This is a genomic window from Salegentibacter sp., assembly GCF_036568425.1.
In the GTDB taxonomy this organism is placed as follows: Bacteria; Bacteroidota; Bacteroidia; order Flavobacteriales; family Flavobacteriaceae; genus Salegentibacter.
In genome coordinates this window covers 1-19,908 of record NZ_DATCSO010000004.1, presented here as the reverse complement: position 1 = coordinate 19,908, position 19,908 = coordinate 1, and the positions used below count along the sequence as shown (strand labels likewise).

Genomic DNA, 19,908 nt, shown 5'->3' with positions numbered 1-19,908 from the left:
GAAGTCAAATCTTTAATCTTGAAATATTTCGTTTCCCTTTTATCATTGCTATTTCTCTTTTCCTGCAAAAACGAGGAACAAAGAACTTCCCCTGGGTTAATTTCTGAAGGGAAGTCAATTGAAATAAAATATGCCAAAGGTTTCAGCATCGAAGAATTTAGTGGTTATAGTATTGTGAAAGTGCATAAGCCCTGGCCAAATTCAGACCTGGGCCTTACATACCTTTTAGCTAAAAAAGACGCTGAGATTCCAGAAAAATTACATTATGATCAAAAAGTTGAGGTGCCTGTAGAAAAAATCGTGGTTACTTCTACAACCCACATTCCAGCTCTTGAAGCGCTACAAGTCGAAGACAAATTAACAGGTTTTCCAGGTCTGGGTTATATATCTTCTGAAAATACCAGAAAGCTAATCAATTCAGGAAAAATAAAAGAACTGGGGAAAAATGAAAATATCAACACCGAAGTACTTATAGATCTTCAACCAGATGTTGTTATAGGTTTTGCTATAGACGGAAATAATAAAACCTTTGAAAATATTCAAAAAACGGGTATTCCTGTGGTTTTTAATGCCGATTGGGTGGAAGAAGACCCATTGGGTAAAGCCGAATGGATAAAGTTTATAGGGGCATTTTTCAATAAAACCAATCAGGCAACAGCCATTTTTAAACAAATTGAATCTGATTATCTGGAAGCAAGAGAATTGGCCAAAACTGCTAAAAATCAACCTGATGTTATTAGTGGTTCCATGTACAAAGACCAGTGGTATATGCCTTATGGTAATTCCTGGCAGGCCCGTTTTATAGCTAACGCGAATGCAAATTACCTATATAAAGAAACCGATGGTAGCGGCAGTTTAGCTCTTTCTTTCGAAAACGTTTTGGAAAAAGCACAAAATGCTGATTTCTGGATTAGTACCGGACAATTCACCTCTTATACACAACTACTTAATGAATCCAGGCATTATGAGCAATTTAAAGCGGTTAAAGAGAAAAAGGTTTATAGTGTAAGTCTGGAAAAAGGTGGAACGGGTGGAGTATTATATTTTGAATTAGGGCCACAACGCCCCGATCTTATTTTAAAAGATTTGATCTCTATTTTCCATCCAGACTTATTACCAAATTATAAAAGAGCCTTCTTCAAAGCCTTGAAAGAATGATTTTAAAGCAAAAATACATATTAACCTTTTCGGTATTAATACTGGTGCTAATAGGCTTATTGTTCCTTAATATAGGTTTGGGTTCGGTAAAAATTCCTTTCAAAGATATTGTGGGTTCAATTTTCAACCTTGAGGTAACTAAAGAAGCCTGGAGATATATAGTTTTGGAGTATCGACTACCCAAGGCGATCACGGCAGTAATCACCGGGTCTGGACTTGCAGTGAGTGGTCTTTTAATGCAAACGCTTTTCAGGAACCCTTTAGCCGGACCTTATGTATTAGGTTTGAGCAGTGGTGCAAGCCTCGGGGTTGCAATTGTTTTTATGGGAGCAGGATTGTTTGGCGGAGCCTTCGCAGCATTTCTACTTTCAAAATGGAGCATTGTTATCGCTTCCAGCCTGGGGAGCTTATTGGTTTTACTGGCAGTAATGCTTGCCTCCCTGCGCTTACGAGACACGATGGCTATCCTCATCATAGGTTTGATGTTTGCCAGTTTAACTGCTGCGGTAGTTAGTGTACTTGCTTATTTCAGTCCGGCTTCACAGCTTCAACAGTACGTTTTTTGGTCTTTTGGAAGTTTAGGGAATCTTTCCTGGGAGGAAGTGTCGGTACTTGGTTTGTTTTGGATTATAGGTATACTCCTTTCTGTGTTTGGCATAAAAAACCTGAATAGTCTGTTGCTTGGTGAACAATATGCTAAAAGCCTTGGGGTAAGTATTCAGAGAAACAGGTTGCTGGTAATTCTGGCAACTAGTATTCTGGCGGGTAGTATTACTGCCTTTGCAGGTCCCATTGCTTTTGTTGGACTTGCGGTCCCCCATCTTATCAGGCAGGTAATACCCGTGAATAATCACAGTATTCTTATTCCGGCGGTAATCCTGGGCGGAGCCATCCTAATGCTAATCTGCGACATTGCAGCCCAAATGCCGGGTAATGAATTCACCCTTCCCATAAATGCGATCACCTCGCTAATCGGTGCACCGGTGGTAATTTGGCTGTTAGTTAGAAAACGCCGATTTTTATTCTGATATGACCAAAAGTAACTCAAATAGCATCCTTAAAACTGAAGCGCTGAGCATTGGCTATCGCAGCAGGAATTCGGAAACTATAATTGCCAAAAATGTTAATATTGAAATATTTCCGGGTCAGCTTGTGGCGGTAATAGGAATAAACGGCATTGGGAAGTCAACCCTTTTGCGAAGCCTGAGTGGCGTGCAGGAAAGCCTTTCAGGAAATATTTTTATTGCTGAAAAGGATTTAAAAAGTCTGGCTCCATTAGAACAAGCTGCCCTTATAAGCCTCGTTCTAACAGGACAACCTGTTTCTAAAAACCTGAGCATCTTTGAATTGGTAGCACTTGGCAGGCAACCCTACACTAATTGGATTGGCCGGCTCACTACAAACGATTTGAGGCACATTAAAAAGTCGCTTCAGCTCGTTGATATTGAAAATCTGGAGCATAAAAAGTGCTATGAACTCAGTGATGGGCAAATGCAGAAAGTTTTAATTGCCCGGGCCCTGGCCCAGGATACTCCGCTGGTAATCCTCGATGAACCTACCACACATTTGGATTTGTATCATAAGGCCTATATCCTGCAGCTTCTGAAAAAACTCACCCGGAAAACCAATAAAGCCATAGTCTTTGCTTCTCACGAAATAAATCTTGCTCTTCAGCTTTGTGATAAAATATTACTGATGCAAAAGGATGATATTGTAATGGGCAGCCAACAGGAACTTGTAACATCGGGAGAACTGTCCAGAATTTTTCCTTCAGATCTTATTGTCTTTGATGAAGACAGTTCCTCCTTCAAGATAAAATCCTGAAACCATTACCTGTATAAGTATTCTCTGTTCTTTTTGAGTAATATTTTTTTCAAATAAGTATCTTTGGAAAAAGCATCCTCCGCAATGACTGATTCCTTATTACTCATTCTTCTTCCTGTTATCGCAATTCTGTTGGGCTTTATCCTGGGTAAACTTTTTTCCGGACTTAAATACAAGGGAAACATCAGTAAAATTGAGGAAAGAAATAATCAACTATCACTTCAAATAGAAGGACTTAAAAATCAATTAACCAGCAATATAATAGCTCAAAAGGAAGAAATAGCAGAACTAAAACGATCTGGAGCGATTCAGCTGGAAAAAACAGAAAAGGAGCGGGAAGAAATCCGTCGGGAAAAAGATTTTTTAAGCACAGAATTAACCCGAAGAAATTCAGAATTCGACAATCTTCAGCTAAGAAACAAGGAGCAAAAAGCCGAAGTAGAAAAACTTCAGGAGAGATTCAGCAAGGAATTTGAAAATCTTGCGAATAGGATTTTGGATCAAAAATCAGAGAAATTCACTTCGCTCAACAAAGAAAATATCCAGAATATATTAGAACCGCTCCAGGAAAAGATCAGGACTTTTGAAGAAAAAGTTGATAAAAACAGTACCGATTTTATTGAGCGCCACGCCCAGCTGGGCAAACAACTTCAGTTTTTAAACGAGCAAAATCTCAAGATTAGTGAGGAAGCCACCAATCTCACCAAAGCCTTAAAGGGCGACACCAAAATGCAAGGCAACTGGGGTGAAATGGTCCTCGAGCGGGTCCTGGAACGCAGCGGTTTGCAAAAAGACAGCGAATACTTCGTACAGCAGAACTTCCATACTGAGAGTGGAAAACGCGTTATGCCCGATGTAGTAATACATTTACCCGGGGATAAGAAAATGATTATCGATTCCAAAGTTTCTCTCAACGCCTATGAACGCTATATTAACGAGGATGAGGAGAAACACCGGCCAGATCACTTAAAAAATCACTTAATTTCGGTTAAGAAACGAATTGAAGAACTAAGCGCCAAGAATTACCACAATCTTTATCAGATGGAAAGCCCCGATTTCGTATTGCTTTTCATCCCCATAGAAGCTGCTTTTGCTATTGCATCTAACCAAAACCCTAATTTGTATTCTGAGGCCTTTGAAAAAAACATCATTATTGTTACGCCTACGACTCTGCTAGCGGTTTTAAAAACCATAGACAGTATGTGGCAAAATGAAAAACAAAAAGAAAATGCCATTGAAATTGCTACACGAGCAGGAGCCCTTTATGATAGTTTTGTAAATCTCACCAATGAACTTGAGAAGGTAGGAAAACAGCTGGGAACAGTTCAAAATACCTATGAAGGGGCAATGAAAAAACTAACAGGCAAAGGAAACCTTATAGTAAAAGTAGAACACCTCAGGAAGCTTGGCGCAAACAACAACAAACAATTGAATGGCAAACTTCTCAAGCAAGCTAAAATCGAACAAAAAGAAAAAGACCAAAATGATCAGCTAAATTTGAATTAATATGACCAGAAAACCATCTATTCTAACCTTAATTTTTTCCCTGCTGCTCCTTCAGCAGGCATTTACCCAAACCACCTATTTCCCTGATAAAGGAGAATGGGAAGAAAAGGAAGCATCAATATATAATCTGGATTTCTCTGAAGTAATAGAATTCGCAAATGAAAATGAATATAGCGGAGCCAAAGATCTTCGGCAGGCAATTTTAAAAGGATTTGAACATGAGCCATTTCACCGCATTCTTGGCCCAACCAAAGGTCGGGGCGGTCCGGCAGGAATGATCCTTAAAGACGGCTACTTAATCGCAAAATGGGGAGATACTCAACGGGTGGATATGACCTTTAGTGTTACCAAAAGCTTCCTCTCCTCCACTGCACTTATCGCTTTAGATAAAAACTTAATAAGTTCTGTTAATCAGCCTGTTAAGGAGTTAATTTGGGACGATACTTTTAAAGGTGATCATAACTCCAAAATCACCTGGAAACATTTACTTCAACAAAGCTCAGACTGGAGCGGCAGCTTATGGGATACTTACGATTGGGCAGACAGACCCTCGAGAGATAAAAGCATAGACGAATGGAGAGCCCGAAAGTTGAACGAGCCAGGAACTCATTTTAAGTACAACGATGTACGGGTTAACGTGCTGGCCTATTCCCTTCTTCAGGTTTTTCGGAAACCCTTACCAAAAGTTTTAAAGAAGGAAATTATGGATCCTATTGGGGCTTCCACTACCTGGAGGTGGTTTGGATATGATAATTCCTGGGTAAGTATAGACGGCCTCAAAATGCAATCGGTGAGCGGGGGCGGGCATTCCGGTGGCGGCATGTTCATCAATACTGAAGATATGGCTAGATTCGGATATCTTTTCTTAAATGAAGGAAAATGGAAAGAGAAACAATTACTCCCGTCAGCGCTTATAAACGAAGCAATGACCGCTTCAGAAGCCAATAAAAATTACGGGTATATGTGGTGGTTAAATCGTGCCGAAGAACCCCAGTGGGAAAAAATTAACCGCGATATTTTTTATGCAGCGGGCTTCGGAGGTAATTTTATTATAGTAGATAAGACCTACAATATGGTTATTGTCACTCGCTGGTTGGAACCAGCTAAACTTGAAGAGTTTATGCAAATAATTAATAAAAGCCTCAAGGATGCAAAATAAATATAAAACCGTAGAAGAATCCCAGGTAAGAATCTCGGAACTAATGCTACCCTCCCACTCCAATTTTAACGGGAAAATTCACGGAGGCTATATTTTATCTTTACTTGACCAGATCGCCTTTGCCTGTGCTTCCAAACACTCAGGAGCCTACTGTGTAACCGCAAGTGTAGATACTGTAGATTTCCTAAAACCTATTGAAATTGGAGAACTGGTTACGATGAAAGCTTCAGTAAATTATACTGGTAGGAGCTCTATGGTAATTGGAATTCGGGTGGAAGCAGAAAATATCCAGACCGGAGCTGTAAAACATTGTAATTCATCTCACATTACTATGGTAGCCAAAGACGAAAATGGAAATTCTGTAGAGGTACCAGGTTTAATTCTTAAAACCGATAATGATATCAGGAGATTTGCTCAAAGCATTAAAAGAAAAGAGATCAAGGCTAAAGACAAGGAGGAATTTCAGGCCACCGATTTTAACTCGGAAGAATACCTGCATATCGTAGAAACATACAAAGTAAAAATCGAAAAGTAATTTTGAAGTTTAACGGATTCATAGCTGCTCTTTTTGCTGCCATTATCATTGCTTTTTTTCTCCCGAATGGTATTAACACCCTTCCTTTAAAGACCATCACCGATATCGGGATCGGCCTAATCTTCTTTTTCTATGGACTCAAGCTTTCCCCTGCCGAATTCAAATTGGGTTTTCTTAATTACAAAGTTCATATAGTAATCCAGTTAACCACTTTTGTAGTTTTCCCACTTCTAGCTTTGCTCTTTTTACCGTTTTTCGAAGCAGGAACGGGCTCCAATCTTTGGATCGCGCTTTTTTTCCTCGGCACATTGCCTTCTACTGTTTCCTCTTCTATCGTAATGGTTTCTCTGGCTAAAGGAAATTTACCAACGGCAATCTTTAATGCCAGCCTTTCAGGATTAATTGGAATAATTGCCACCCCTTTATGGCTAAGTTTTTTTATTAAAAAATCGGGAGAATTCGATTTTGGATCTATTATTTTAAAACTCTTTCTTCAAATCATTTTACCCCTGATTATTGGTTTGGTACTCCAAAGATTTTGGGGGAAATATGCGAGAAAATATAGTAAGCAACTGAGTCTGTTAGACAAAACCACCATCATTTTAATCGTTTATTCTAGTTTTAGCGCTTCCTTTTTATCGAATTTATTCGAGAGAATAAGCATTTTGGATATGACAAAACTAGGGCTTATGGTCATCGTATTATTTTTTGGAGTTTACTATGGCCTGGGCTTTTTGAGCGATAAACTTGGGTTTAATACCCCCGACAAGATCACGGCTCAATTCTGCGGAACAAAAAAATCTCTTGTTCACGGTTCGGTTATGGTAAAAGTAATTTTCGGAAGTTCGGCCAGTACAGGTTTACTTCTATTACCAATTATGCTTTATCATTCTTTACAGCTATTGGTGGTTGCCTGGTATGCAGAACGATACCGGAAACAAAGAATTGTAGAGATTGAAGCCGAAAAGCTATAAGTAAAGAGCTATTTCGGCAATATTAATAGTGAAAAATATCCAACCCAGAATAAGTAGCAAGCCACCAAAAGGTGTAATCGGACCAAGAAAACGGAGTTTCTTTCCAAATGCCGAACTTAGTGTAAGTCCATAAATACTGAAAGAGAAAAGTAAGGTTCCAAGAATAAAGAACCAGGCAGTAAACTGCTGTGAGATCCCAGTAAACGGAAAACTAATTCCGCAGACAATCAACATTAACGCATGATACATTTGGTATTTCAACCCAGTTTCAAAACTCTTAAGTTGATCTGCACTAAATCGCTTCTTCAACGCGTGGGCACCAAAAGCACCAAAAATTACAGCTAAAGTACCATAAATCCCACCAATAATAAGAACCAGTTCTTTCATATCGCAAATTAAAAAACCCATCGTGAAAGTAAGGATCACAATGGGTTAAATTTATAAAATCAGGAGTTTTTATTTACTCAGATACATTTTTCTTCTTGAATAAAGATCGTAGAAAGCATCATCTTTCAAACTATCTATGAACAGAATACTCTCTCCGGTACTTTTCATTTCAGGCCCAAGTTGTTTATTCACATTATGGAACTTGTTAAAAGAGAATACAGGTTGTTTTATTGCATAACCATCCAGTTTAGGATTGAAATCAAAATCCTTAACTTTTTTATCTCCCAACATCACTTTTGTCGCGTAATTTACATAAGGCTCCCCATAGGCTTTAGCGATAAACGGTACCGTTCTCGAGGCCCTTGGGTTTGCTTCAATGATGTAAACCATATCGTCTTTGATCGCAAACTGGATGTTGATCAAACCAACGGTATTTAAAGCCAGGGCAATTTTTTTAGTATGATCCTTTATTTGTTGCATCACAAGGTCTCCCAGGTTAAAAGGTGGAAGTACCGCATTTGAGTCTCCCGAATGAATTCCACAAGGCTCAATATGTTCCATGATTCCAATAATGTAAACGTCTTCCCCATCACAAATAGCGTCGGCTTCGGCTTCAATAGCGCCATCCAGATAGTGATCCAGCAGTAATTTATTGTTAGGAATTTTTCTAAGAAGGTCTACTACATGAGCCTCAAGATCGTCCTTATTGATCACTATCTTCATTCCCTGTCCTCCAAGAACATAAGACGGTCTTACCAGGATAGGGAAATCGAGTTCATCAGCAAGTTCAAGAGCTTCATCTGCAGTTTCAGCTACACCAAAATCAGGGAAGGGAATATCATTGTCCTTCAACAGCTTTGAAAAACTTCCGCGGTCTTCAGCAAGATCCAGAGCTTCAAAACTGGTTCCCATAATTTTCACTCCGTAGCGAGCGAGTTTTTCAGCTAACTTAAGGGCAGTTTGGCCACCTAGTTGCACAATTACACCTTCTGGCTTCTCATGCTGAATAATATCATAAATATGCTCCCAGAATACCGGTTCAAAATAAAGTTTATCGGCAATATCAAAATCTGTAGATACAGTTTCGGGATTACAGTTGATCATAATGGTTTCATATCCACACTCGGCAGCAGCAAGCACCCCATGCACACAGGAGTAATCGAATTCTATTCCTTGTCCAATCCTGTTTGGACCTGAACCAAGAACTATAATCTTCTTTTTATTGGTTACTTTACTTTCGTTCGCTACATATCTATTCCCGTCTGGGCTTTCAATGTCTGCTTCAAAAGTAGAGTAATAGTACGGTGTTTCAGCTTTAAATTCAGCGGCACAGGTATCAACCAGTTTGAACACCCGGTTTACACCAAGTTCTTCTCGTTTCTTATATACTTCACTTTCCCAGCAATCCAGCATATGAGCAATTTGGCGATCGGCAAAGCCTTTTTGCTTTGCTTCCAGCAGAAGATCCTTCGGAAGAGAATTGATATCATATTCTGAAATCTTCACTTCCAGACCATACAGCTCTTCATATTGCCTTAGGTACCACATATCGATCTTGGTAATCTCATGAATGCGGCTAAGGGGAATTCCCAACTGGATGGCATCATATATCACAAACACCCTGTCCCAGCTTGGATAGGTAAGTTTTTCAATGATTAGATCGTAATCTTTATAACCTTTTCCATCGGCACCTAAACCATTTCTCTTGATCTCAAGGGATTGTGTCGCCTTATGCAGTGCTTCCTGAAAGGAACGACCGATTCCCATTACTTCTCCAACAGACTTCATCTGGAGTCCCAGAGTCCTGTCTGAGCCTTCGAATTTATCAAAGTTCCATCTTGGTATTTTTACAATAACGTAATCCAGGGTAGGTTCAAATAATGCTGAAGTAGATTTGGTGATTTGGTTATCCAACTCATCAAGCGTATAACCCAGAGCAAGCTTTGTAGCAACCTTTGCAATAGGATAACCCGTTGCTTTAGAAGCGAGGGCCGAAGATCGGGAAACCCTTGGGTTAATCTCAATGGCGTAAACCTCTTCTTTTTCATCGGGGCTCACTGCAAACTGTACATTACAGCCTCCGGAAAAATCACCAATACTGCGCATCATTTTTATAGCCAGATCCCGCATTCTCTGGAAGGCAGTATCACTAAGAGTCATGGCTGGAGCTACAGTGATAGAATCACCCGTGTGAATCCCCATAGGATCCATATTTTCAATAGAACAAATGATTACCACATTATCGTTCTTATCTCTTAAGAGCTCCAGTTCGTATTCTTTCCATCCCAAAAGCGCTTTATCGATAAGCACCTCGTGAATTGGGGAGGCTTCAAGGCCACGAGACAGCAATTCATCAAAATCTTCGGCTTTATGTACAAAAGCAGCACCACTTCCACCTAAAGTAAAAGAGGCACGAATTACCAGGGGAAACCCGAATTCCTGTGCTACTTCTTTTCCCTGAAGAAATGAGGTTACAGTTTTTGCAGGAGCCACCGGCACATTGATCCTTCCCATTAACTGTTTGAACTTCTCGCGGTCTTCAGTAATATTGATCGCATCAATATCTACCCCGATAAGTTTTACTTCAAAATCCTCCCAGATTCCCTTTTCATCGGCTTCGATACAAAGGTTAAGGGCTGTTTGTCCTCCCATTGTGGGGAGAACGGCATCAATATTAGGATGCTTTTTAAGGATCTCGATTATAGATTTAGTGGTAAGCGGCTTTAGATAGACGTGATCTGCCATAGAAGGATCAGTCATAATGGTAGCCGGGTTAGAATTGATAAGAATAGTTTCAATTCCATCTTCCCTAAGGGAACGCAGCGATTGTGTTCCAGCATAATCGAATTCACAGGCCTGTCCAATTACGATAGGACCTGAACCTATGATCAAAATACTTTTAAGATTCTCGTTTTTGGGCATTTTATATAGTTGTGTTGATGATAAAAATAACGAAGTGACAGGATATAAAAAAAGGCGTTACTAAAAAAGTAACACCTTTATTTTTCAAAAAACCAATTTTCATTAGTGCTTATGTCTGTTTTCAGAAGATACAGATAATTTTTTTCTTCCTTTAGCCCTTCTTCTGGCCAGGACTTTTCTACCGTTAGCACTTGCCATACGCTCTCTAAAGCCGTGCTTGTTTTTTCTTTTTCTCTTGGATGGCTGAAAGGTTCTTTTCATTTTAAATATCTTTAAATCTTCTGATAATTCGTTTTCTTAGTCTCTTAAAAACTGCGTGCAAATATACAAAGCTTTTTAACTCCTCCAAATACTAATTTGAAATAATTTCTAATTGTTTTTATTACCTTTGCGCTCTGTAAAAATACAGCATCTATGTTCAATAAAAATATCAAGATCGTTTTGGCGGGGATTATTTTTGCCCTGGCCATCTGGCAATTTATAGAAGGAAATATAGGAAATGGAATAATGTGGATTCTTTTATCCCTGATTTTTATTTTTCTCTATTTCAAAAACGAAATGATATTACTAGCTTTTCTAAAACTCCGAAAACAGGATTTTCCAGGGGCTAAGAAATGGCTGGACAAGATTAAAGATCCCGAAAAAGCCCTTACCCAAAAACAACAAGGCTATTACTGGTATCTTCACGGACTTATGGTGTCTCAAACCAATATGACTCAGGCTGAAAAATTCTTTAAAAGAGCTATCAAACTCGGACTTTCAATGGACCAGGATCTGGCTATGGCAAAATTAAATCTGGCTGGTATCGCCATGACCAAACGCCGAAAAAGAGAAGCCACTAATCTTCTTGCTGAAGCTAAAAAACTCGATAAACATGATATGCTCAAAGACCAGATAAAGATGATGAAACAACAAATGAAAAAAATCTAATTTTTAGATAATTTTCGTTAATTTCTGCAAGGCTTTAGAGAATTGATACTTTTAACAAGTATTTGGACCGTTTACCGATAAGTTTTCAGTAAATCTCCTGCTTCCCATATATTCGTATTCCCAAACTTTACTAACTGGAATGCATGAAGAAAATATTACTTGTTTTCTTACTTTTTTTTAGCATCAAAGGCTGGCCACAGCAGAATGAAAATAATGAAATTTCTTTCTCTAAGGCTCTTGCCCTCCATTTGCCCTCCTATAAAAAGAAAGCCGAAAAAGCTTACCGGTTAAGAAATTTTAATGAAGCTAAAGTTCTGTTTGATTCTCTGGTGAACTATAAATTAGCTGGGAGTTTCATGGATGATTTTGGTTTTAAAAACCTTAAAGGAAAAGAAATATACTTATCTAAATTCAAAAAACCTGTTTACCTGCTCACCTACGCCTCCTGGCACATCCCTGGAAAAGGGGAACTTCCCGCGCTTAATGAACTCGCAAAAAAATATAGTAATGAAATAGACTTTGTGGTTGTATTTTGGGATGATAAAAAAACTGTGAAAAATCTGTCGAAAAAATTTAACCATTATATTTCAGTGTTATATGTAGATGAAACTGAAAATGAAGGAGCTTTTGCAGTTAAACAGCTCAAACATTCCCTGGGATTACCTACCTGTTTTCTGCTGAATGAAGAAAAGCAAATAATGAAGATCAAAAGAAGTGTTTTTCATCCTTATGGAATCTCCAAAAAGGAATCTTTTGATATGAATTATGAAGCTATTGAAGAAGGCATAGCCAATCACTTACTCAAACAGAAATCTGAAGGGTCAAATGGAAATCATTTAGCTTTGAGTCCCGAATAATTATAACAAAGGTGCCCAAAGCCTGGAGAGTGATTCTTTTATTTTTTCTGAATAAGGACGATTACGCCAGTCTTCGAGATTTAATTCCTCACATTCCAATAAATCGGTGTTGAAAATATCCAACATTTCCTGTGCTATATATTTATCGTAAATAAAAGCGTTTATTTCAAAGTTGATATCAAAACTACGGTTATCGAGATTACAAGTACCAATAGTGCTTAAAACACCATCAACTACCATAGTTTTGGCATGAACCATCCCCTTGCAATAATGAAAAACCTGCACCCCGGATTCGAGTAATTTCTCGATATATGAATTTGTTGCGTGACGGGCCACCACCGAGTCACCAATTTCAGGTATAATAATTTTGATTTCAGTTCCTATTCTACTTGCAGTGCACAAGGCTGTTAATATTTCATTATTAGGGATAAAATACGGCGTTGTGATATAAACATATTCTTCAGCGGTATTAATTGCGGTGAAAATCGCCTCCATTATATTCTGCCAGTCGGTGTCGGGGCCACTGGCTGCAATTTGGATAGCGCTCTTTCCGACAGTTTCAATAACCGGAAAAAAATCGTCTTTAATCTCAATTTCTCTGTTGGTTATAAAGTTGAAATTTAAAAGGAATTGAGCCTGTATTGATTTTACGCCGTGACCTTCAATTCTTACATGCGTATCCCTCCAGAACATTTTTGAAGGGTCCTGGTCTTTATAATTAACGTATTCATCAGAAATGTTCACCCCACCTATAAAGCCTATTCTACCATCAATTATCACAATTTTTCTATGGTCTCTGTAATTGAGTTTTCGGGTTAGGTTAGGAAACCAAACGGGCATAAAAGGAAAAATCTCAATTCCGCAGGATTGCATTTGTTTTAGAGCTTTAGAACTTATCGAGCTACCTACATAGTCATAACTAATTCGTATTTCCACCCCTTCCTCAGCTTTATCACAAAGGATCTCTATAAGCCTGCTTCCAATTTTATCACTCTTAAAAATATAATACTCCAGGTGAATATGTTTTTCTGCTCTTCTTAGATCAGCAAAAAGTGTTTCAAACTTCTTTTCTGCATTAATCAGGATGTCTACCTTATTTCCGAAAGTAAAGGGCTTGGTTTGGTTGTTCTGCAAGAGTCTCACCAGCTTTATCTTATCATCTACAAAAAAATTCTCCAGGTGCTGGAGGTCACGATCCTCGAGCATAAGTAAGTCCTCCCATTTTTTGATCATCTGATGATCGTAAACTTTTTTACGATTAAAGATCTTATCCTTTCGGTATTCCTGGGCGAAAAAATAATAGATAATAAGCCCAATAACAGGCAGTACAACAAGAGCAAACAGTAATGAAATAGTTTTTACCGGCTCCCGGTTATGCATAATTTCATAGCCGGCAGTAATAAAAACAATCAGGTAATAAAAAACCAGTAAAAACCACCAGATATTATCCTGAATGAAACTCATTTATTTGGCAGAGATATAAACTTTCTTATCGGGGATTTCTATGTAATAGGTCTTACGCGAAGCATTATTAAGATGTGCTTCACGCAACCAGGGATTATGCAGTTTTAAAATTTTGTAATTGATATCAAACTCCTTTGCGAAATCGGCAAAATCTGAAACCGCTGTATCAACCTTAACTTTACGAGTTGGAACGTGATTGTAAAGATGTTTATCTTCAAAATTGAATCCGTATTTCTTGGGGTTATTCATAATCTCCTTTAATGCTAAAATCCTAAAAATATAGCGTCCAGTTTCTTCCCCTAACAATAAATCATAATAATCGTTTACTTTTTGTCTATCCAACTGTCTCTGAATTCCGCGATCGCCGGCATTAAAAGCAGCGGCGGCAAGAGTCCAGGTTCCAAATTTCTCTTTAGATTTTTTCAGGTATTTACTGGCAACCCTGGTAGATTTTTCAATATGATAGCGTTCATCTACATTATCGTTTATCTCCAGTTTATAGTCTTTTCCGGTACCTTTCATAATTTGCCAAAAACCAACAGCTCGAGCCGGAGAAACAGCCTGAGTGAGGCCGCTTTCAATTACAGCGAGATATTTAAAATCATCCGGAACTCCTTCTTCAGCAAGGATAGGCTCAATAACAGGAAAGTATTTATTGGCGCGTTTCAGCAACAGTAAGCCATTGGATTGCCAATAGGTGTTCACAAGTAATTCGCGGTCTATCCTTTCGTGTATATCTGGCAGGTGCAATGGCACCTCTTCTCCGGCAAAGTCCATCTTTTCCGGCACAGGCAAGGCGTAAACATTATAATCTTTTACAGCCTTATCATCCTTATCGGTTTTCTTCTCATTTTGTTGTTGCTCCTGACTTTCTTTGTAAGGAGTTTCCTGTACCGCATTAATACTGATGGCTGCAATACCAAGAACACCGGCTCCCATTAAAAGGTTTTTAACTAACTTCATCTTCTCTCTTTTTTAGTTTTGATTAATCTTATTTATTTCTGAAAAAATAGAGAAATCATTTCTCAATTTCTTTATTATTTTTTTGTTTAATACCTCCGGTAAGAATAATTTCCGGCAGATATTTATTAAACCAACGATACCGGTTTATCACCATAACGTGGGTTCCCCCTTTTACTTCGATAAAATTATTTATATACTTAGCCGGAAACACCTCATCCTTATCTCCGTGGATATGAATAACGTCTTTCCGAGGTTTATCGCAATCCCATAATACCATATTTTTTATAGCCCAATTTAGATATCGATGATTCCTAACCGAAAGGTATTTTCTATATAATTTCGCCCGTTTTTTAATAAACTCTCCCACAGCAATCTTTTCAAAATAATCTACATAATCCAGTAAGCTAACAGGTAAAAGCTTAAAAAGGCCGGTTTCGGCAGCAATTCGCATTCTACGAGGTAATTCATCTCTGCATTTTACACTGGAAATTATAATGAGTTTTCTTACCTCAATAAATTTACACATTTCCTGGACTATAACTCCACCAAAGGATACCCCAATTAGAACAGGGTCTTTATGCTTAATATATTTAAGCAGTCTTTTTGCATAACTGGTTAAGGCTTCATCCTCAAGTGGAATAATCCATTCCAAAAAGTGCATTTTAAATTTATCTTCAGGAAGTTCTATAAACTCAAAAATTGAAGAATTGGCGGCAAGACCGGGCATAAAATAAACATGGATCAGCTCCTTATTGTCTTCCATTTTAACAAGTATATAACACTATAGGCAGGTATAAAGCCGTAAATTTATCTATCAAAATTACTGCTATTTTATTGGCTTTCACAACCGAAAGAATAAAAATAATGAAGATTCTTTTGAAGAACGAACTCCCTTTTCCGGGATCTTCTGGACTCCGGAGAAAACATGCTTTATTTGTGAACTCTTCAAAAGAAAAACCCACCAACCAATTTAAAAATTTTGTGATAACCCGGAAATACACAAAATGTTTCCACTCCCCTCCTGCGCAGGCAAGACCGGACTAAAATCCTTTAAGTGATGAATGTTGAAGATTTGAAAATTACTGATAATGAATTCCTGAGACAATTTGAAGTTAGCATAAACAACGAATTAGCCGCAATAGAATACGTTCAACAGGAAAGAAAAATATTTCTAACTAAATTGCAAATGTCTGATGCCCTTAAAGAGCAAGGCTATATGGAACCTTTCATAAAAGCAGTTTTGGAAGAAATTAAGGAACGAAATACCAGGGTTATGCCTACCAGTCCTGAAATCGCAAAATATATGCGAAAAAACAAAAGACTTTACAAAGACCTACTCCCGGTTGGAATTAATATCTAAGCCGGATGCGGTTCAGGAATAAATTGCACACGAACCATCCCGTCTTCATCGATCTTTTCCAACCTAACTTTATGTAGGGTGTTTACTAATTCCGGATCCCAGGGAGCTTTAATTTTCACGTAGTTCTCGGTGAAACCATGAATATAGCCTTCTTTGTTTTCACCTTCAAACAGCACGGTGAATTCCTTTCCTATTTGGCTTTCATAAAAAGCCCTACGTTTTTTGGCTGAAAGACCCCGCAGCATTTTACTGCGTTTTTTTCTAACTTTCATAGGTACTACGCCTTGCATTTCAGCCGCAGGAGTATTATCTCTCTCAGAATAAGTAAAGACGTGCAGATAAGAAATGTCCAGCTCATTTAAAAAGTTATACGTCTCCAGGAAATGTTCGTCTGTCTCCCCCGGAAAGCCCACGATTACATCTACGCCTATACAGGCATCGGGCATAGTAGATTTTATACGGGCAACCCGGTCTACATACAGTTCCTTCTGATAACGCCGACGCATCTGTTTCAGGATCTCGTTGCTGCCACTTTGCAAGGGTATATGAAAATGAGGCACAAAAGTTTTGCTTTGAGCTACAAAATCTATGGTTTCATTTTTAAGCAAATTGGGCTCAATAGAAGAAATCCTCAACCGCTCAATTCCTTCTACCTCGTCCAGGGCTTTTACCAGGTCGAGAAAGGTGTGTTCGTGTTTTTTATTTCCAAATTCACCCTTTCCGTAGTCTCCGATATTTACTCCGGTAAGAACGATTTCTTTTATTCCTTTTGCCGAAATTTCGGTAGCATTATTCAGCACATTTTCGAGCTTATCACTGCGGGAGATTCCCCTGGCTAATGGAATTGTACAATAAGTACACTTATAATCACAACCATCCTGCACTTTCAGGAAAGCGCGGGTTCGGTCGCCAAAGGAATAGGCCCCTACATAGAAATCGGCTTCATCGATCTCGCAGGAATGCACTTCTCCATGATCATTTTTGGATAAATCGTTAAGGTAATCAGTGATCTTAAATTTCTCGGTGGCTCCAAGAACAAGGTCTACTCCGTCAACATCGGCAAGCTCTTCGGGTTTTAACTGGGCATAACACCCTACCCCCACAACAAAAGCATCTTCATTTGCTTTTTGGGCTTGTTTAACAATGGTTTTGAAGCGTTTATCGGCATTATCGGTAACCGAGCAGGTATTAATCACATAAATATCAGCTTTCTCATCGAAGTCAACACGCTGAAACCCTTCATCTTTAAAAGACCTGGCAATCGTTGATGTTTCGGAGAAATTGAGTTTGCAGCCCAAAGTATAAAATGCCACCTTCTTATTGTTCATACACCTGCCTCTTTCTGTTTGGGTTAATCGATTTTTAGGGCTGCAAATATACCAACTTTAATCCTTTTAAGAAAACCGCTTTAGATAATAGAAACCGAAACCTGAAACCTGAAAATACTCGTCAAAAATTAGCCTCTTCTCCACTTACTGGTTTCCTCAAACACGTGTTCCAGGATTTTTTTATCTTCTTCTGAAAACTCTTCGTTTCTGCGTTGCATTACGATCTCTGCAACTTCAAAAGCTTTTTGGGTTTTGTACGTGGTCATTCCGCCGCTGCCACCCCAGCTGAAACTAGGCACAAAATTTCGCGGAAATCCGGCACCAAAGATATTAGCGCTTACTCCAACTACAGTCCCGGTATTAAACATGGTGTTTATACCGCATTTACTATGGTCGCCCATCATAAGTCCACAAAACTGCAGACCGGTTTTTGCAAAACCTTCGGTTTCATAATCCCAGATGCGAACTTCAGCATAATTATTTTTCAGGTTAGAATTATTGGTGTCGGCCCCAAGATTACACCATTCACCGAGAACCGAATTTCCTAAATATCCATCGTGCCCCTTATTAGAATTCGCAAAAAGAACTGCATTATTTATTTCGCCACCACCCCGGCAATATGGTCCCAAAGTTGTAGGACCGTAAATCTTTGCGCCCATTTTTACCAAAGCGCCTTCGCAAACTGCCAAAGCACCTTTTATAAGACTTCCTTCAAGAACTTTGGCATTTTTTCCTATATAAATTGGTCCTGAGGAGGCATTGAGCGAACAATTCTCCACCTCGGCTCCTTCTTCCAGGAAAATTCTTTCGGAGTTTTTAACGTAATTAGATTCGTGGATGGGTTTTGACTTTCGTCCTTTGGTTAAAAGCTCAAAATCGGCCTTCAGAGCTTCGCCGTTTTTAGAGAAAATATCCCAGGTATTGTTTATGCGAATTACGTCTTCAACAAGCTCTATTTGTTCATATTCATCTAAAGCGACCTCCTGATCTTCATAGGCATGGAAAGCCACAATATCTTCTTCATAAAAAATCGCCTGATTAGGTTTCAGGTTCTTTATTTGCTTCAAAAACTCTTGATTAGGCAAAAAAGAAGCATTGATCATTACATTTTCTTCCAGCTCCACCATTGGCCATTTTTCAGCTAAATAATCTTCAGTGATGGTAGAGGTAGTCGACTGCAAAACCATCTCCCATTTTTCCCGAATAGTGAGAATCCCGACTCTAATATCGGCAACCGGCCTTGTAAAGGTAAATGGGAGTAAGCGATTCCTGGCAGAACCGTCAAATAATATATAATTCATCCGCACAATTTTAGGGCTCAAAGTTACAAGTAAAATTAAAACTGAAAAGTTTCCTTTTTTAAAATGCCGTTAATTATTGACGGTTTAAGAAAATGAAACAATAAAAAAAGTCGCCTAATTTCTTAAGCGACTTTTTATATGATAGGTTACAAAAAATTTATTTCTTAAACTTCTTGTATTTGTTTTTAAACTTGTCAATTCTACCTGCACTATCAACCAGTTTGGTTTGCCCTGTATAATATGGGTGTGAGGTTCTTGAAATTTCCAATTTCACCAAAGGATATTCAGTACCATCAACTTCAATGGTTTCTTTGGTATTGGCGGTAGATTTAGTGATAAAAACATCTTCGTTTGACATGTCTTTAAATGCAACTAATCTATAATTTTCCGGATGGATTCCCTGCTTCATCGCTTTGTTCTTTTTATTTTTGGAAGTGCAAATTTAAGCAATTGAATTATAAATGCAATAGCAATAACAAAAATATTTTTAATCCTCCTTCAAATGTAACGTTTTGCTATATTTGTTTACTAACCGCTATCTAACCAATCTTTATCAATTATGGAAATTCAAAAAACAGATTCAAAAGGAATTATTATTAATTATGGGGTTCTTTTAGGAATCCTATCGGTTGTTCTTGGGGTTATTATGTATGTTACTAATGCCTATTTAAACCCAAGTTTTTATTTTAGTGTTGCTTCCTTTTTGATTATGGTTGCGATTATAGTTCTTGGGATAAGAACTTACAAAAAAGCCAATCAGACTTACCTTTCTTTAACTGAAGCCTTAAAATTAGGGCTTGGAATCGCTCTTATAGGTGGTATTATAGGTGCCATCTGGCAATTGCTTTTAATGACGGTTATAGAGCCTGATTATATGATGCAAATGGCAGATGTGCAACGCGAGGTAATGCTGGAGCGCTTTCCAAATATGACCGACTCCCAAATTGATGATGCAATGGCGATGAATGAAAAATTTTCTTCTCCATGGATTATGATGGCAATAGCAATTATCGGAAGTTTGTTCTTTGGTTTCTTTATTTCTCTGGTAGCAGGATTGATAATGAAAAATAAGAACCCGTACGAAGCCTAATCTATGCAACTATCTATCGTTATACCTTTATTAAACGAAGAACAATCTCTGGTAGAATTATATAATTGGATCGCAAAAGTAATGCGGTCCAATTCCTTTTCTCATGAGATCATCTTTATTGACGATGGTAGCACCGATAATTCCTGGAAG

The 19,908-nt window shown here is 38.3% G+C and carries 21 protein-coding genes; 12 read left to right on the top strand and 9 right to left on the bottom strand.

The genetic code is table 11. The features are described 5' to 3' along the window. Positions 1-18 precede the first annotated feature (18 nt). The 7 genes from VIM94_RS00390 to VIM94_RS00360 all read left to right on the top strand — a co-directional run bounded on the left by VIM94_RS00390 (position 19) and on the right by VIM94_RS00360 (position 7,156). Positions 19-1,158 (top strand): ABC transporter substrate-binding protein, encoded by a 1,140-nt coding sequence (locus VIM94_RS00390; protein ID WP_332037309.1) that lies wholly within the window; start codon positions 19-21, stop codon positions 1,156-1,158. Then, complete coding sequence (locus VIM94_RS00385; protein ID WP_332037308.1) at positions 1,155-2,186, top strand: iron ABC transporter permease; 1,032 nt, start codon at positions 1,155-1,157, stop codon at positions 2,184-2,186. Before VIM94_RS00390 ends, VIM94_RS00385 begins: the two co-directional genes overlap by 4 nt. Position 2,187: 1 nt before the next feature. After that, complete coding sequence (locus VIM94_RS00380; RefSeq protein ID WP_332037307.1) at positions 2,188-2,982, top strand: ABC transporter ATP-binding protein; 795 nt, start codon at positions 2,188-2,190, stop codon at positions 2,980-2,982. Between the two features lie 84 nt (positions 2,983-3,066). Next, positions 3,067-4,488: a DNA recombination protein RmuC gene (locus VIM94_RS00375; RefSeq protein ID WP_332037306.1), complete on the top strand. Its 1,422-nt coding sequence runs from the start codon at positions 3,067-3,069 to the stop codon at positions 4,486-4,488. Between the two features lies 1 nt (position 4,489). Next, a complete protein-coding gene (locus tag VIM94_RS00370) occupies positions 4,490-5,647 on the top strand; it encodes a serine hydrolase (RefSeq protein ID WP_332037305.1) in 1,158 nt (385 codons plus the stop codon). Further along, the gene (locus VIM94_RS00365; RefSeq protein ID WP_332037304.1) at positions 5,637-6,182 is read left to right on the top strand and encodes an acyl-CoA thioesterase; all 546 of its coding nucleotides are present in this window, start codon (positions 5,637-5,639) and stop codon (positions 6,180-6,182) included. The genes VIM94_RS00370 and VIM94_RS00365 overlap by 11 nt, the downstream gene beginning before the upstream one ends. 2 nt (positions 6,183-6,184) lie before the next feature. Beyond that, on the top strand, positions 6,185-7,156 hold the full coding sequence (locus tag VIM94_RS00360; protein WP_332037303.1) for a bile acid:sodium symporter family protein: 972 nt from the start codon (positions 6,185-6,187) through the stop codon (positions 7,154-7,156). On the opposite strand, the gene VIM94_RS00355 is transcribed toward VIM94_RS00360, so the two are convergent. From VIM94_RS00355 to rpmH, 3 genes are all read right to left on the bottom strand, one after another. Further along, on the bottom strand, positions 7,151-7,543 hold the full coding sequence (locus tag VIM94_RS00355) for a DUF423 domain-containing protein (protein WP_332037302.1): 393 nt from the start codon (positions 7,541-7,543) through the stop codon (positions 7,151-7,153). The genes VIM94_RS00360 and VIM94_RS00355 overlap by 6 nt on opposite strands. Before the next feature lie 69 nt (positions 7,544-7,612). Next, positions 7,613-10,465 (bottom strand): carbamoyl-phosphate synthase large subunit, encoded by a 2,853-nt coding sequence (gene carB, locus VIM94_RS00350; RefSeq protein WP_332037301.1) that lies wholly within the window; start codon positions 10,463-10,465, stop codon positions 7,613-7,615. Between the two features lie 102 nt (positions 10,466-10,567). Beyond that, the gene (gene rpmH / locus VIM94_RS00345) at positions 10,568-10,726 is read right to left on the bottom strand and encodes a 50S ribosomal protein L34 (RefSeq protein WP_011708966.1); all 159 of its coding nucleotides are present in this window, start codon (positions 10,724-10,726) and stop codon (positions 10,568-10,570) included. 153 nt (positions 10,727-10,879) lie between these two features. On the opposite strand from rpmH, the gene VIM94_RS00340 reads away from it, so the two are divergent. Together VIM94_RS00340 and VIM94_RS00335 are read left to right on the top strand one after the other, a co-directional pair. Continuing rightward, positions 10,880-11,395: a DUF2892 domain-containing protein gene (locus VIM94_RS00340; protein WP_332037300.1), complete on the top strand. Its 516-nt coding sequence runs from the start codon at positions 10,880-10,882 to the stop codon at positions 11,393-11,395. A gap of 143 nt (positions 11,396-11,538) precedes the next feature. Next, positions 11,539-12,252, top strand: a complete 714-nt coding sequence (locus VIM94_RS00335) for a TlpA disulfide reductase family protein (RefSeq protein ID WP_332037299.1) — start codon at positions 11,539-11,541, stop codon at positions 12,250-12,252. Here the strand turns inward: VIM94_RS00335 and cls are convergent, their stop codons facing one another. The 3 genes from cls to VIM94_RS00320 are packed head-to-tail and all read right to left on the bottom strand — an operon-like array spanning position 12,253 to position 15,442. After that, the gene (cls, locus tag VIM94_RS00330; RefSeq protein WP_332037298.1) at positions 12,253-13,716 is read right to left on the bottom strand and encodes a cardiolipin synthase; all 1,464 of its coding nucleotides are present in this window, start codon (positions 13,714-13,716) and stop codon (positions 12,253-12,255) included. Beyond that, complete coding sequence (locus tag VIM94_RS00325) at positions 13,717-14,679, bottom strand: lytic transglycosylase domain-containing protein (protein WP_332037297.1); 963 nt, start codon at positions 14,677-14,679, stop codon at positions 13,717-13,719. It lies immediately after the preceding gene. Between the two features lie 55 nt (positions 14,680-14,734). Continuing rightward, a complete protein-coding gene (locus tag VIM94_RS00320) occupies positions 14,735-15,442 on the bottom strand; it encodes an alpha/beta hydrolase (RefSeq protein WP_332037296.1) in 708 nt (235 codons plus the stop codon). Positions 15,443-15,736: 294 nt separating this feature from the next. On the opposite strand from VIM94_RS00320, the gene VIM94_RS00315 reads away from it, so the two are divergent. Further along, a complete protein-coding gene (locus VIM94_RS00315) occupies positions 15,737-16,039 on the top strand; it encodes a GNAT family N-acetyltransferase (RefSeq protein ID WP_332037295.1) in 303 nt (100 codons plus the stop codon). Here the strand turns inward: VIM94_RS00315 and mtaB are convergent. The 3 genes from mtaB to VIM94_RS00300 all read right to left on the bottom strand — a co-directional run bounded on the left by mtaB (position 16,036) and on the right by VIM94_RS00300 (position 19,077). Next, on the bottom strand, positions 16,036-17,367 hold the full coding sequence (gene mtaB, locus VIM94_RS00310; RefSeq protein ID WP_332037294.1) for a tRNA (N(6)-L-threonylcarbamoyladenosine(37)-C(2))-methylthiotransferase MtaB: 1,332 nt from the start codon (positions 17,365-17,367) through the stop codon (positions 16,036-16,038). The two genes, VIM94_RS00315 and mtaB, sit on opposite strands and share 4 nt — an antisense overlap. Before the next feature lie 128 nt (positions 17,368-17,495). Continuing rightward, entirely contained in the window at positions 17,496-18,668 is a 1,173-nt protein-coding gene (locus VIM94_RS00305; RefSeq protein ID WP_332037293.1) for a GlmU family protein, read from the bottom strand. A 157-nt stretch (positions 18,669-18,825) separates the two neighbouring features. Beyond that, positions 18,826-19,077, bottom strand: a complete 252-nt coding sequence (locus VIM94_RS00300) for a type B 50S ribosomal protein L31 (protein ID WP_093406431.1) — start codon at positions 19,075-19,077, stop codon at positions 18,826-18,828. A 150-nt stretch (positions 19,078-19,227) separates the two neighbouring features. Here VIM94_RS00300 and VIM94_RS00295 point away from each other — a divergent pair, with 150 nt between their 5' ends. Further along, a complete protein-coding gene (locus tag VIM94_RS00295) occupies positions 19,228-19,758 on the top strand; it encodes a DUF4199 domain-containing protein (RefSeq protein ID WP_332037292.1) in 531 nt (176 codons plus the stop codon). Positions 19,759-19,761: 3 nt separating this feature from the next. Next, on the top strand, positions 19,762-19,908 hold a 147-nt coding region (locus VIM94_RS00290), incomplete at its 3' end, for a glycosyltransferase (RefSeq protein ID WP_332037322.1).